Source organism: Cryobacterium sp. MP_3.1 (assembly GCF_035984795.1).
Taxonomy (GTDB): domain Bacteria; phylum Actinomycetota; class Actinomycetes; order Actinomycetales; family Microbacteriaceae; genus Cryobacterium; species Cryobacterium zongtaii.
The window spans coordinates 129,383-142,498 of sequence record NZ_JAXCHV010000001.1; the positions used below are offsets into that span (position 1 = coordinate 129,383).

The 13,116-nt window shown below is 69.1% G+C and carries 11 protein-coding genes; 6 read left to right on the plus strand and 5 right to left on the minus strand.

The window, feature by feature from the left end:
- Positions 1-25: 25 nt before the first annotated feature.
- Together RCH12_RS00615 and RCH12_RS00620 are read right to left on the minus strand one after the other, a co-directional pair.
- Positions 26-190 carry a hypothetical protein gene (locus RCH12_RS00615; protein WP_165789110.1) on the minus strand — a complete coding sequence of 55 codons (165 nt, stop codon included), beginning with the start codon at positions 188-190 and terminating at the stop codon, positions 26-28.
- 91 nt (positions 191-281) lie between these two features.
- The gene (locus RCH12_RS00620; RefSeq protein WP_103431841.1) at positions 282-1,007 is read right to left on the minus strand and encodes an SOS response-associated peptidase; all 726 of its coding nucleotides are present in this window, start codon (positions 1,005-1,007) and stop codon (positions 282-284) included.
- A gap of 83 nt (positions 1,008-1,090) precedes the next feature.
- Between RCH12_RS00620 and RCH12_RS00625 the strand changes: the two genes are divergently transcribed.
- The 5 genes from RCH12_RS00625 to cspE all read left to right on the plus strand — a co-directional run bounded on the left by RCH12_RS00625 (position 1,091) and on the right by cspE (position 8,248).
- Positions 1,091-1,840: a hypothetical protein gene (locus tag RCH12_RS00625; protein WP_207795523.1), complete on the plus strand. Its 750-nt coding sequence runs from the start codon at positions 1,091-1,093 to the stop codon at positions 1,838-1,840.
- A complete protein-coding gene (locus RCH12_RS00630; RefSeq protein WP_327015756.1) occupies positions 1,837-3,456 on the plus strand; it encodes a DNA polymerase Y family protein in 1,620 nt (539 codons plus the stop codon). Before RCH12_RS00625 ends, RCH12_RS00630 begins: the two co-directional genes overlap by 4 nt.
- Positions 3,457-3,542: 86 nt before the next feature.
- Positions 3,543-6,944 (plus strand): error-prone DNA polymerase, encoded by a 3,402-nt coding sequence (locus RCH12_RS00635; protein ID WP_327015757.1) that lies wholly within the window; start codon positions 3,543-3,545, stop codon positions 6,942-6,944.
- Between the two features lie 10 nt (positions 6,945-6,954).
- Complete coding sequence (locus tag RCH12_RS00640; RefSeq protein WP_327015758.1) at positions 6,955-7,794, plus strand: DUF3097 domain-containing protein; 840 nt, start codon at positions 6,955-6,957, stop codon at positions 7,792-7,794.
- 250 nt (positions 7,795-8,044) lie between these two features.
- Positions 8,045-8,248, plus strand: coding sequence for a transcription antiterminator/RNA stability regulator CspE (gene cspE / locus RCH12_RS00645; protein WP_035840308.1), 204 nt, complete (start codon positions 8,045-8,047; stop codon positions 8,246-8,248).
- 184 nt (positions 8,249-8,432) lie between these two features.
- Here the strand turns inward: cspE and RCH12_RS00650 are convergent, their stop codons facing one another.
- Together RCH12_RS00650 and RCH12_RS00655 are read right to left on the minus strand one after the other, a co-directional pair.
- Complete coding sequence (locus RCH12_RS00650) at positions 8,433-8,912, minus strand: Lrp/AsnC family transcriptional regulator (protein ID WP_066595420.1); 480 nt, start codon at positions 8,910-8,912, stop codon at positions 8,433-8,435.
- Between the two features lie 158 nt (positions 8,913-9,070).
- The gene (locus RCH12_RS00655) at positions 9,071-10,882 is read right to left on the minus strand and encodes a DEAD/DEAH box helicase (RefSeq protein ID WP_103431844.1); all 1,812 of its coding nucleotides are present in this window, start codon (positions 10,880-10,882) and stop codon (positions 9,071-9,073) included.
- A gap of 182 nt (positions 10,883-11,064) precedes the next feature.
- Between RCH12_RS00655 and RCH12_RS00660 the strand changes: the two genes are divergently transcribed.
- A complete protein-coding gene (locus RCH12_RS00660; protein WP_327015759.1) occupies positions 11,065-11,886 on the plus strand; it encodes an SGNH/GDSL hydrolase family protein in 822 nt (273 codons plus the stop codon).
- Here RCH12_RS00660 and RCH12_RS00665 read toward each other — a convergent pair.
- A complete protein-coding gene (locus RCH12_RS00665; protein WP_327015760.1) occupies positions 11,883-13,106 on the minus strand; it encodes a D-alanyl-D-alanine carboxypeptidase family protein in 1,224 nt (407 codons plus the stop codon). The genes RCH12_RS00660 and RCH12_RS00665 overlap by 4 nt on opposite strands.
- Between the last annotated feature and the right edge of the window lie 10 nt (positions 13,107-13,116).

Genomic DNA, 13,116 nt, shown 5'->3' on the forward strand with positions numbered 1-13,116 from the left:
TGCCGGCCCGGCATCATCGGGCGGGCTAGTTGCGCAGTGCCCGCATCGGGATGGCGACGGCCGCACTGACGGCCAGGATGCCGGCGAAGAAGATCGCGCCCTGCCAGGCGGTCACGGTGAAGGCCAAGCCGAACAGCCACAGGCCCAGGACGAAAACGGCCATCGCGACGACGAAGGTAAGAATGGGCATGGAATGTTCCTCTCAACGGTGCCGCGAAAGCTTATCCGGGCTCATTTCGAGAGTACTAGTTCGCCGGGCACGGCGTGGAGCTGCGGGCCGGTCAGGCGCTGTACCCGACCTCACGCTCCGGGCCGAGCGGGTCGATGAGGTCCGGCGCATCACCGGAGACCGGCGCCACCTGATAAAACGCCAACCCGGCCGCCGCATCCGAGGAGGCCTCTACCGCCGCGTCGACGAGGGCCTGATCGCCATCGGCGTGCGGGTCCAACCAGCGGTCCCAGCACTCTTCAGGCAGCACAACGGGCATCCTGTCGTGGATCTCTGCGAGGGCGCCCTGGGCGGCTGTCGTGAGGATGGTGGCGGTCAGCACCCATCGGGCCGGGTCGTCGGGACCGAGCGCGGGATTGCGCCACCACGAGTACAATCCGGCCAGCGCCAGTGGCAGGCCGTCTTCGGAGTGTACGAAGTACGGCGTTTTCGTGGTTCCCACGGTGTGCCATTCGTAGTAGCCGGTGACCGGCACGATGGCCCGGGTTTTGGCCAGGGCGGTGCGGAATGTCGGCTTCTCGGCGACGGTCTCGGCCCGTGCGTTGAAGGTGGCGAACGCGGCGGTCAGCTCCGGAGAGAATGTCGGCACCAGCGACCAACGCGCCGGTTCCAGCCGGCGAACGACCGGATCGGATTTCATCGATTCGAGCACAATGGCGATCTGCTCGGTCGGTTTCACGTTCCAGGACGGCTCCGGCAGCTCTCCGGCCTCGTGCTCGATGTCGAACATGGCGGCGAGGTCAGGCGCCGAATCGGTAATGATGAATCGCCCACACATAGGCTCAGGTTACCGTGCCCCGCAGGAGGACCCGTTTATCCACACGGGTTGACGAAATCGAATCTATGTTCGAAAATTAGAGGGTGTCCATTCCGCTGACCTCCGTAGCGCACGCAGCCGGTGCTCCCGCTGCCTCCGCGGCCGAGCGGGTCAGCGAGCTCCAGGCGCGCATCCACGGAATGCAGCGCGACCGCTGGGATGCCGGTGGGCGGCCCGTCTCCGGGGTCCTCGCCGGGCTGCTTCCGGACGGGATCCTGCGCACGGGTGTGGTCTACACGGTCGACAACTCGACGTCGCTGATCATGGCCGTGCTGGCCGCGGCGACAGTGGACGGCGGCTGGGGCGCCGTGGTGGGTCTGCCCGATTTCGGCGCGGAGGCGGCGATCGGGTTCGGAATCGACCTCGAGCGAATCGTGCTGGTTCCCTCCCCCGCCGATCAGTGGTTGGCCGTGACGGCGGCGCTGGTGGATGTGCTGCCCGTTGTTGTCGTGCATCCCCAGCGCGCGGTCGGCGACGCGGAGGCTGCCAGGCTCGCCGCGCGGCTGCGGCAGAGCGGCTGCACCCTGATCGTCGCCGGGACCTGGCCCCAGGGTGAGGCCGCACTTCGGGTCACCGACACCCGCTGGGACGGCCTGGGCGCCGGACACGGCTACCTGGCAGGTCGAGATGTGACGGTACACGTCTCCGGGCGGAACGGCTCCGGGCGACGGCGCTCCACGCTCGTGCACCTTCCGGAGGTCGCCACCCCGGGCGAAGCCGAACCTGGCCCGCGCCTGGACAGCGGCCGAGGCGGCCGGGCCCGGGCCGGCATCCGGCAGCGGGCTCAGTCATGAACCGCGAACGCACCATCGTCGTGTGGTGCCCGGACTGGCCGGTGCTCGCCGCTCGGTCGGCCACCGGCCTGCCCGAGGACGCCCCGCTGGCTCTCATCGAGCACGGGATGGTGTTCGCGTGTTCGCCCGAGGCGCGCCGTCTGGGCGTCCGGCGCGGACTGACCGTTCGGGAGGCCCAGTTCCGGTGCACAGACCTCGTCGTGCTGCCCTATGACCATGCGCTGGACCGGCGGGCCTTCGACCCGATTCTGGATGGCCTGGAGGACATCACGCCCGGTGTGGCCGTGCTCCGGCCCGGCACCTGCGCCATCCGCGCCCGCGGACCGGTGCGGTACTACGGCAGCGAGGCCGCCGCGGCGCGGGCCATGCTCGGCTACCTGCACGCCGCCGGACTTCCCGAGGCCAGGGTCGGAATCGCCGACGGCCCCTTTGCGGCCGAGCAGGCGGCGCGGGCGGTCGGTCCTGGTGGTGTCGGGCCTGAACCTCGGGTTCACATCGTCCCGCCCGGCGCCTCCGCCGCGTTCCTGGCACCGCTACCCGTGTCGGCAGTGGCTGAGGCCGGGCTCGGCACCCTGCTGGCCCGGCTCGGGGTGCACACCCTCGGCCAGCTCGCCGCCCTGCCCGCCCTGGACGTGCATCGTCGTTTCGGTGCTGCTGCGGCGCAGGCGCACGCCAGGGCGTCCGGGCACGAGCACGAGGAGGTCGTGCCCCGTACCCCCACCCCGGTGTTCGACCGCGGCCAGGAGTTCGAGCCGGCGCTGGATCGCATCGACCAACTCGCCTTCGCGCTGCGCAGCACCGCCGACGCCTTCGTGCAGGGTCTGCGGGAGCAGACCCTGGTCTGCACGGCCGTCTCGATCCTGGTCAGCACCGAGGACGGTCTGTTGACCGAACGGACCTGGCGGCATCCCCGGTGGTTCTCTGCCTCCGAGCTGATCGACAGGGTGCGGTGGCAGTTGCAGGGCGAGGGGCGGGCCGACTCCGGCCTGGCCGCCGGCGTCGTCCGGGTGGTCTTCTCCCCCGATCGGGTCGACGCAGTGGCGAACCACGAGGACGGCCTGTGGGGAACGGGGCCCGACGAGCGGATCCACCATGCCCTCACCCGGGTGCAGGGCCTGGTCGGCCACGCGGGCGTCGTCAGGGCGGCCATCGGCGGTGGGCGGATGCTCGCCGACCGTCAACTTTCCGTGCCCTGGGGCGATGACGGTGCCGCTTCGTCGGGCCGTGGTCTGAGCAGCAGTCCAGGCGGCAGTCCGGCCGGTGCCGCCAGGCCCTGGTCGGGAAGTCTCGACGGGCTGCTCCCCGCCACGGTGTACCGGGAACGCCATCCGGTCGCCCTCGTCGCCGACGACGGCCGGTCCCTGCGCGTCGATGACCGCGGCGCGTTCGATGGTGAGCCGGCGCGGTTCTCGGCACCTCGGTTCCTCGAGGGCGCCAGCGGGGCCCAGCCGAGTCGGGTGCTGGCCTGGGCCGGCCCGTGGCCGGTGCGAGAACGCTGGTGGGACTCGGCGGCCGCGCGCACTGTGCACCGGGCGCAGATCGTCGACGAGCGCGACGGCGCGTGGCTGCTGGCACTGGACGAGGACGGCTGGCGCGCCGAGGCCCGATATGACTAGGCCCGGCATGACTAGGCCCGGCATGACTCGGCCGGGCCAGACCACGCCCGGGCCGACCCACAGAACAGAGAGGACGGGCCACCCCGATGGGATTCAATAACCCGCCCATTCCCTGGTCGGAACTGGAGCGCCGGCTCTCTGACCGGCGCCCCGGCGGCCCGCCCCCCGAGGCCGACGGCGGCGACAGCCCGGCCTGGTCCAGGCACCGCCAGCCCTACGCGGCCCAGACCCCGCAGCGTCCGCCGGCCGAGACTGTCGTCGGCTACGCGGAGCTGCACGCCCACTCCAACTTCAGCTTCCTCGACGGCGGAAGTTCTCCGGAAGACCTCCTCGAGGAAGCCGGTGCGTTGGGCCTGCACGGCCTGGCCCTCACCGACCACGACGGGTTGTACGGGGCCGTCCGGCTGGCCGAAACCGCGGAGAGCTACCCGGACGTCCGCACCGTCTTCGGCGCAGAACTGTCCCTCGGGTTGACCCGTCGGCAAAACGGGGTGCCAGACCCGGAGGGAAGCCACCTCGTGGTCCTGGCCAGGGGCCAGGACGGCTATCACCGGCTGGCGGCCGCGCTCACCCACGGTCAGCTTTCCGGCGGCGAGAAGGGGCGACCCGTCTACGACCTCGAGGAGCTCGCCGAGGCATCCGGCGGGCACTGGAGCATCCTGACCGGGTCTCGGTCCGGCGCGGTTCGCCAAGCCCTGCAGCAGGATGGTGACCAGGCGGCGGCCCGGGAGCTCGACCGCCTGATCGCGCTGTTCGGCCGTGACAGTGTGAACGTCGAACTGGTCGACCACGGCCGACCGCAGGACTCTGTGGCCAACGACAGGCTCGCCGCACTGGCCGAACGGGCCTGCCTGCCCGTGCTCGCCACCAACAACGTGCACTACGCCCGGCCGGCCGACTTCAGGCTCTTCTCCGCGCTGGCCGCCGTGCGCGCCCAACGCAGCCTGGACGACATGGACGGCTGGCTGCCCGCGGCGCCCACCCAGCACCTGCGGAGCGGCGCCGAGATGGCCGCCCGATTCAGCCGGTATCCGGGGGCTGTCGCCCGTACGGTGCCCCTCGCAGACGAGCTCGCCTTCTCGTTGCGCCGGGCCAGGCCCCGGCTCCCCCGTCAGCACGTTCCGGACGGGCACACGCCCATGAGCTGGCTGCGTCAGCTGGTCTGGGACGGTGCGGAACGCGCGTACCCCGGCTACAACGCGAATGTGCGTGAGCGCCTGGAGAAAGAGCTCGCCGTGATCGAGGCCAAGGACTTCCCGGGCTATTTCCTGATCGTGCACGACATCGTGCAGTTCGCCCGGCGGTCGGGCATCCTCTGCCAGGGCCGGGGGTCCGCAGCGAATTCGGCGGTCTGCTTCGTCATCGGCATCACCGCTGTTGACTCGATCTTCTATCGCCTGCCCTTCGAGAGATTCCTCTCCAGCCTGCGGGAAGAGGAACCCGACATCGATGTGGACTTCGACTCGGACCGGCGGGAGGAGGTGATCCAGTACGTCTACGAACGGTACGGTCGCCTCAACGCCGCCCAGGTGGCCAACGTGATCACCTATCGGCCGAAGTTCGCGGTTCGCGACATGGCCAAGGCCCTCGGCTACAGCACCGGACAGCAGGATGCCTGGTCCAAACAGGTGGAACGCTGGGGTTCGGCGGTGTCGAGCCCCGATCACGACATCCCCGACCAGGTCGCCGACCTCGCGTCTCAGGTACTCGGGTTCCCTCGCCACCTCGGCATCCACTCCGGCGGCATGGTGCTCACCGACCGACCCGTCGGCGAGGTCTGCCCCATCGAACACGCCCGCAAGGAGAACCGGACGGTTCTGCAGTGGGACAAAGACGACTGCGCCTGGATGGGCCTGGTCAAGTTCGACCTGCTCGGCCTCGGCATGCTCGCCGCCTTGCAGTACACCTTCGACCTGGTCAGGGACGCTCTCGGCGAGGACTGGAGCCTGGGCAGCATCCCCCGGGAGGAGGCCGGGGTGTACGACATGCTCTGCCGCGCCGATTCCATCGGCGTTTTCCAGGTGGAGAGCCGCGCCCAGATGGGGACCCTGCCGCGCTTGCAACCGCGCCGCTTCTACGACCTTGTGGTCGAGATCGCGCTCATTCGTCCCGGCCCGATCCAGGGCGGTGCCGTGCACCCGTACATCCGACGCAAGCTCGGCCAGGAACCGGTCAGCTACCTGCACCCCAAGCTCGAGCCGGTGCTCGAACGCACCCTGGGCATCCCCCTGTTCCAGGAGCAACTCATGCAGATGGCCATGGCCGTGGGCGGCTGCAGCGGCGAGGACGCCGATCTGCTCCGCCGGGCGATGGGCTCCAAGCGCGGGGTCGAGAAGATCTCCTCCCTGCGCGCCACCCTGTACGAGGGCATGGCCGGCAACGGCATCACCGGCGACCTGGCCGACGAGATCTACGAGAAGATCGAGGCCTTCGCCAACTTCGGCTTCGCCGAGAGCCACTCGATCAGCTTCGCCCTGCTCGTTTACGCCAGCGCCTGGCTGAAGCTGCACTACCCCGGCGCCTTCCTCGCCGCGTTGTTGCGCGCCCAGCCCATGGGCTTCTACTCGCCGCAATCCCTGGTCGCGGACGCCCGCAGGCACGGTGTGCAGGTGTTGCGCCCCGATGTGCAGCTCTCCGGCACCGCCGCGTTGCTCGAGGCGCTGGCCGACGGGCCGGGCGAGCCTGCTGGCCGCCCGGGCTGTCTGGATCACGAGCAACCCGCGGTGCCGGACTACGACAGGACCCTGCCCGTAGACGATCGGGGCCACCGCAGGGACGGCACCCTCGCCGTGCGGCTCGGTCTCGCCGATGTGCGCTCCATCGGCCAGGCGGTGGCCGAGCGGATCGTCGCCGACCGGGACAGGTTCGGGCCGTTCCGGTCCATGAACGATCTGGCCCGGCGGGCTCGGCTGAACACCGAACAGCTCGAATCCCTGGCCACCGCCGGAGCCTTCGACGGGCTGGGCCTCGAACGCCGACAGGCCCTGTGGTCGGCCGGGGAAGCGGCCCAGGAGACCGACGCCCACCTGCGCGGCTCCTTCGAGACCGTGCAACCACCCCTCCTGGCCCTGATGACGCCTGTCGAGCAGGTGGCCTACGACCTCTGGGCCACCGGGGTTTCCACCGACGACCATCCGATCCGACACGCCAGGCCGGTCCTCGCCGCCCGGGGCGCGCTGGCCGCGAACCAGCTCGCCACCAGTGAGAACGGTCGCCGGATCGAGGTCGGTGGTGTGGTCACCCACCGCCAGCGACCGGCCACGGCGAACGGTGTCACCTTCATCAACCTGGAGGACGAGACCGGCAACGTCAACGTCGTGGTGAGCGTCGGGGTCTGGACCCACTTCCGCCGGATCGCCCGGGAATCGCCCGCCCTGATGATCCGCGGCATCCTCGAACGTTCGCCGGAAGGCGTCGTCAACCTCATCGCCGACCGATTCGAACCCCTCACCGTGGCGGCCCACACGTCGTCGAGGGACTTCCGCTAGCGTCGATCCAGTGAATGAAGACCGATACTCCAATGATGTGCTCGCCGCCGGATGGCGGGAGGCCGGCCGCCGTGTCGTCCCCCAGCAGGAAGCCGTGCGGGACCTCGTTGTCGAGGAGGTCGCCACCGGGTTCTGCGGTGCGGTGATCAGGGTCGAGAAGAAGGTCGTCACCCTGGAGGACCGGCACGGGAAGCTCCGGCTGTTCCCGCTCGGCGGTGGATTCCTGGTCGACGGCGAGCCCGTCGTCCTGGTGCCGCCCCGGGCAGCAGCCCCGGCCGGCCGGGGACGCACGGCGTCCGGGTCTCTGGCGGTGGCGGATGCGCCGGCCCGGGTGGCCAGGGCCAGCCGCATCTTCGTGGAAGGCCGCCACGACGCCGAGCTCGTCGAAAAGGTCTGGGGCGCCGATCTCCGCATCGAGGGCGTCGTCGTGGAGTACATCGAGGGTGTGGACAACCTCGCCGAACTGCTGGCGGAGTTCAAGCCGGGTCCGACACGCCGGGTCGGTGTTCTCGTCGACCACCTGGTCCCCGGATCCAAGGAGAGCCGCATCGCCGAGGCCGTCGCCCGCGGGCCGCACGGCCGGCACGTCCTGGTGGTCGGGCATCCCTACGTGGATGTCTGGCAGTCGGTGAAACCGGCCCGACTGAATCTGCCGGTCTGGCCCCAGATTCCGCGCAACATCGAGTGGAAGCACGGCATCTGCGCGGCCCTCGGCTGGCCGCACGACGACCAGGCCGACATCGCCAGGGCCTGGCAGCGGATCCTGGGCCAGGTGCGCACTTACGCCGATCTTGAGCCGGCATTGCTGGGCCGGGTCGAACAGCTGATTGATTTCGTCACCGTCGATTAGCGCCGTCACCGGCACACTTTGAGCATTTCTGTCAGAATTCGTAACACTTTGATCGTTTTTTCGCACAGATCTTCACGCAGACCGAGCGATGTGGGCTAGTGTTGTCGAAGTAGTTGTAGTGCTTGCACGTCTAAAAAACGTATCGACCTCGGTCGGTGCGGGCTTATTCCTTTCGGAAGCGGACGACGAATACCGCGACGAACGGCCTCGAAAGTCGGGGCCTTTCTAACACTCCTGGAGGAGTTTCATAATGGCAACAGGTACCGTGAAATGGTTCAACGCTGAAAAGGGCTTCGGATTCATCGCTCCCGACGACGGAAGCGCCGATGTCTTCGCGCACTACTCCGCGATCGCTTCGAACGGCTACAAGTCGCTCGACGAGAACCAGAAGGTCGAGTTCGAGGTAACCCAGGGCCCCAAGGGTCCCCAGGCCGAGAACATCCGCGCCCTCTAAATAGAGCTGCGGCAGCTCTCTAAAGCTGCTAACAACGCCCCCGCTTCGGCGGGGGCGTTGTTTTTTTAATGCCGCACCCCCGGCACACCTGTTCCCCATCCGGACAACTGCGCCCGGCGTACCGGGTGCAGTTGTCCGCACGGGGAACAGTTGGTGCGGTTGGGCGGCGAAGCGGGCCGTCGTGCTACTTGACCAGGTCCTGCCAGCCGTCACCGTCGACGTACTCGAAGATCAGGTTGGTCTCGGTGTGCGCCACTGCTGGATGCTCCGCCAGGTGCTCGAGGACGAAGTCGCGCAGGTCGGAGGCATCCGCCGCGGCCACGTGCAACAGGTAGTCGTCGGCGCCGGCGGTGTGGAACAACCCGATCACGCCGGGCCAGTGTGGCGCTGCGCTGCGGAAATCATCGATCTGCTCCCGAGCGTGCTTCGCCAGCCGCACCGAGATCAGGGCCTGCAGCGACGCCCCCAGGGCGGCCAGGTCGATGTTGGCCCGGTAGCCGCGGATGTGGCCGAGCTGCTGGAGCCGGCGCAGCCGGAGGGACACCGTGGACTCGGCAACGCCGATCTCGGCGGCCAACGCGGCGCCGGACGCGCGTGCGTTGACCGAGAGCGCGCGGAGCAGCGCCCGGTCGACGCGGTCCAGGTCGGCTTTCTTGGAATCCATACACGCTCTCTTTCGTTTGAGCGCAAGTTTATCGAGCGTTCTTCGACAGCGACACTCGCCCCTGCATCAACTGCGTCACAGTGGGGTTTCCGGCGGATGACGCCGGTGAAGCTGCGACCCGGCCGTGAGCATCCGCACAGCGGTGGTCGAGCGCGTTGTCAGCTGCGGCCGAGGCGGCGGCGGAGCAGGTCGATGCGCTTCTGGATCTGGGTGACGCTGGCCTGAGCGACCGCGGGCCCCCCGCACAGGCGGCGCAGCTCGGCGTGCACCATGGCGTGCGGCTCCCCCGCCAGCTTCGACCACATGCCCACGAGGCTGCCCAGCAGCGCCCGCTGCTCCTTGAGCGTGCGATACAGGGGAATCGGCTCCTCCGGTGCACCCTCGACCGCGGCGGCGGCTGTGCGCCGCTCAGAGCCGCGCTTGGCCTGGCGTTGCTGCCGCTGGCGCAGCAGTTCGGAGACCTGCTCGGGCTCGAGCAGCCCGGGGATGCCGATGAAGTCGAACTCCTCGTCCGTTCCGGGTTCGGCCAGTTCACCGAACTCGTCACCGTTGAACATCACCATGTCGAAGGTGGCCTGGGAGTCCAGCGCCTGCCAGGTGAATTCCTCTTGGCCGAGGTCGTCCGAGGCCTTGTCGGACTTATTGGCGGCCGCCACCATGGCGTCCTCGGGGTTGTACATACCGTCGTCGCCGTCGTCACGGTTGCTGCGATCCAGCGCGTGGTCGCGTTCGAGTTCCATCGCATTGGCGAGGCTCAGCAGTCCGGGAACGTTGGGCAGGAAGATCGAGGCGGTCTCGCCGCGACGTCGGGCGCGCACGAACCGGCCGATGGCCTGCGCGAAGAACAGCGGCGTTGAGGCGCTGGTCGCATAGACGCCGACGGCCAGGCGGGGAACGTCGACGCCCTCAGACACCATCCGCACCGCAACCATCCAGCGCCGGGTGTTGTGCGAGAACTCGTCGATCCGGTCGCTGGACTCCTTCTCGTCGGAAAGCACCACCGTGGGCGCCTCTCCGGAGATCTCCTCGAGGATCGCCGCGTAGGCGCGTGCCGTGGTCTGGTCCGTCGCGATCACCAGGCCGCCGGCATCCGGGATGCCGTGCCGCACCTCGGTGAGGCGAGCGTCGGCGGCCCGCAGGACCGCGGGAATCCACTGACCGCTGGGTTCCAGCGCGGTCCGCCAGGCCTGTGAGGTGATGTCCTTGGTATTGCCCTCGCCGAGCTTGGCTTCCATCTCGTCGCCGGTGCGGGTGCGCCACTTCATGTGCCCGGCGTAGACCATGAACATCACCGGGCGCACGACGCCGTCTTCCAACGCCCGGCCGTAGCCGTAGTTGTAGTCGCTCTGGGACAGCCGGATGCCCTGCTTGTCGGGCAGGTAGGTCACGAACGGGATGGGCGAGGTGTCCGAGCGGAACGGGGTGCCGGTGAGCGAGAGCCGCCGGGTGGCCGGATCGAAGGCCTCGCGGATGGCGTCGCCCCAACTCAGCGCGTCACCGCCGTGGTGCACCTCGTCGAGGATCACCAGGGTGCGGCTGGCCTGGGTGAGTTCGCGGTGCAGCGCCGCGCGGGTGGCCACCTGTGCGTAGGTGACGGCGATGCCGTGGAAATGGCTCCCGTAGCGGCCGTGGGCGTTCTTGAAACCGGGGTCCAGGCGGATGCCGGCGCGGGCGGCCGCGTCCGCCCACTGGCGTTTGAGGTGCTCGGTCGGCGCGACCACGGTGATGCGGTCGATAACGCGGCGGGCCCGCAGCTCGGCGGCCAGGCGCAGCGCGAAGGTGGTCTTGCCGGCGCCCGGGGTGGCCGCGGCGAGGAAGTCGCGGGGCTGGTGCTGGAAGTACGCCTCGAGGGCCTCGGCCTGCCAGGCGCGGAGCTTGCTTGCGGTGCCCCAGGCGGCCCGTTCGGGAAAAGCCGGGGAGAGGTGCTCCGCGGCGCTGGTGCCGGCAGGCCCTCGGGCCGGCCCGAACACGGGCGGGGTATCGACGGTGTCCGCGAGAACGCTGTCACGGTCAGGCAGGGCGAACAGTCCGGGTTCAGTGGTCTCCCGGTGCGAGGGTTCCCGGAAAGCGGATCCGAAGTCAGGTGGAGTAGTCACTTCATAAGAGATTACCAACTCGCGCCGACATCTGCCCGACGGTGCAGACTGACAGCATGTCGAAACAGCAGCATCCGTGGTCTCGCTACGTCGCTCTCGGCGACTCCTTCACCGAGGGTGTCGGTGACCCGGAACCGGCCAGCCCGGGCGGAAACCGCGGCTGGGCGGATCGTGTCGCCGAGATGCTCAGCCTGGGTTCGGACGAATTCGCGTACGGCAATCTTGCGGTCCGCGGCAAGCTGATGAACCAGGTCCTGGCCGAACAGGTGGGTCCCGCGTTGTCCCTGCACCCTGATCTGGTCACGATCTCTGCCGGCGGCAACGACGTGCTCCGGCCGGGCAGCGACCCGGATGCCATCGCGGCGCGGCTCGACGACGCGGTCAGCCTGCTCGGGTCCGAGGGCGCCACCATGGTGGTCTTCACCGGAACCGATGTGCGCTTCTCCCCCGTGCTGCGGGGTCTGCGGGGCAAGGTGGCCATCTACAACGAGAACATCCGTGCCATCGCCACCGCCCGAGACGCCATCGTGGCGGACATGTGGTCCCTGACCGAGATCCAGGACACCCGGATGTGGGCCCCCGACCGTCTGCACCTCAACCCGCTCGGCCATCACACGGTGGCCAGGATGGTGTTGGACGCGCTCAACGTGGTCAATCCGCTCGAGCCGCAGCTGCCGGAGCCGATGCCCGGTGTCACCTGGCGCCAGGCGCGCACCGAAGACCTCGCCTGGGCGAGGGAGTATCTGGTGCCCTGGGTGCTGCGCCGGGTGCGTCACCAGTCCTCGGGAGACAACATCCTGCCCAAACGTCCGGACGCGGACCCGGTGACCAGACTCGACCGGCCGGCCGAACCCGAACCCGAACGCGGAATCGGTTAGATCTCGCCGGGGTTCGTCCAACGCCAGAACGGCCCCGGATCGGTGATGGTCTGATCGAGGACGAGCGGAACCGAGACGGTGTTCGTCCCGACGGTCACGTCGACGCTGCCGACGGAATCGCCCTTCTCACCCAGGGTCACCGGTGCGACATCGACGGTGCTCTCGATCGGGGTGTCCGACCACACCACGGCGGACTCGGACGTCTCGGCCACAGCCTGCGCCGACTGGCCCCAGGGGGTCGTGTAGGTACCGAAGGGGGTGCCGGCCTCGACCAGTGTCACCGTGCGGAATCCGGGGCTCACGCTCTCGATGAGGCTCAGGATGCTCTCGTTGAGTTCGCTGTGAGTGTCCCCGCCGAGCACGACGCCCACGAGGGTGATCGAGGTGTCGCCGACCGGCACGTCCACCGCGAAGAGCAGGCAGGCGCCGGCCTCGTCCGTGGTGCCGGTCTTGATGCCGTCGACGCCGTCGACGCCGAGCAGCTTGTTCGTATTGGTCACGGTGCCCACGGTCGGGATCACGGCGCTGGGCATGGCCACGATGCTCGCCAGAGCGGGATCGGCCATCACGAGCTTGCCGATGGCCACCAGATCGGCCGGACTGCTCACACTCTGGGCGGAGATTCCGCTGGTGTCTGCGACGACGGTGCCGGTCAGGCCGTTCGCGGCCAGATAGTCCGCCGCGGCGACCAGGTACGCGTCAACGGAACCGAACGCCCACACGGCCAGGGACACGCTGTAGTTGTTCGCGGACGGGATCAGCATCGTTTCGAAGGCTTCGCGCTGGCTGAGCACCTGCCCGGCTGAGACGGGCGCCACCGAGCCGTTCTCCGCGATGGCGTCGTAGTAGAAGTCGACGTCATCGTCGGTGAAGGTGATGTCGGGACCCGGCTCGTCGCCGGTCAGTGGCTTGGCCTCGAGGATCACCAGTGCGGTGACCATCTTGGTGATGCTGGCGATGGGCATCGAGGCCTGGTCACCGGTGGAGCCCAGAACCCCGTCGAAGCCGACGGCGCCGATGGCGCCGGCCCCCTGGCCGGGCCAGGTGGGCTCCACGGCTGCCTGGCTGAGCGCGGGCGGCTCGGTGAGGGTCGCCGCCGTACTGGAGACGGGGGCGAGGCCCGTGCTGGTGAGGTAGGCGCCGGATGCGAGGATGACGGCGAGCACGCCGAAGAAGGCGAAGCGCCGACGGCGGTAGACCTGGCGACGGGAGTTAGACATTCGATGATTC

What these genes read in the sequence shown, in the direction of transcription:
- RCH12_RS00665 (WP_327015760.1), bottom strand. Translation starts at nt 13,106, where the DNA reads ATGTCTAACTCCCGTCGCCAGGTCTACCGCCGTCGGCGCTTCGCCTTC.
- RCH12_RS00615 (WP_165789110.1), bottom strand. Translation starts at nt 190, where the DNA reads ATGCCCATTCTTACCTTCGTCGTCGCGATGGCCGTTTTCGTCCTGGGC.
- RCH12_RS00635 (WP_327015757.1), top strand. Translation starts at nt 3,543, where the DNA reads ATGGGATTCAATAACCCGCCCATTCCCTGGTCGGAACTGGAGCGCCGG.
- RCH12_RS00650 (WP_066595420.1), bottom strand. Translation starts at nt 8,912, where the DNA reads ATGGATTCCAAGAAAGCCGACCTGGACCGCGTCGACCGGGCGCTGCTC.
- RCH12_RS00620 (WP_103431841.1), bottom strand. Translation starts at nt 1,007, where the DNA reads ATGTGTGGGCGATTCATCATTACCGATTCGGCGCCTGACCTCGCCGCC.
- cspE (WP_035840308.1), top strand. Translation starts at nt 8,045, where the DNA reads ATGGCAACAGGTACCGTGAAATGGTTCAACGCTGAAAAGGGCTTCGGA.
- RCH12_RS00630 (WP_327015756.1), top strand. Translation starts at nt 1,837, where the DNA reads ATGAACCGCGAACGCACCATCGTCGTGTGGTGCCCGGACTGGCCGGTG.
- RCH12_RS00660 (WP_327015759.1), top strand. Translation starts at nt 11,065, where the DNA reads ATGTCGAAACAGCAGCATCCGTGGTCTCGCTACGTCGCTCTCGGCGAC.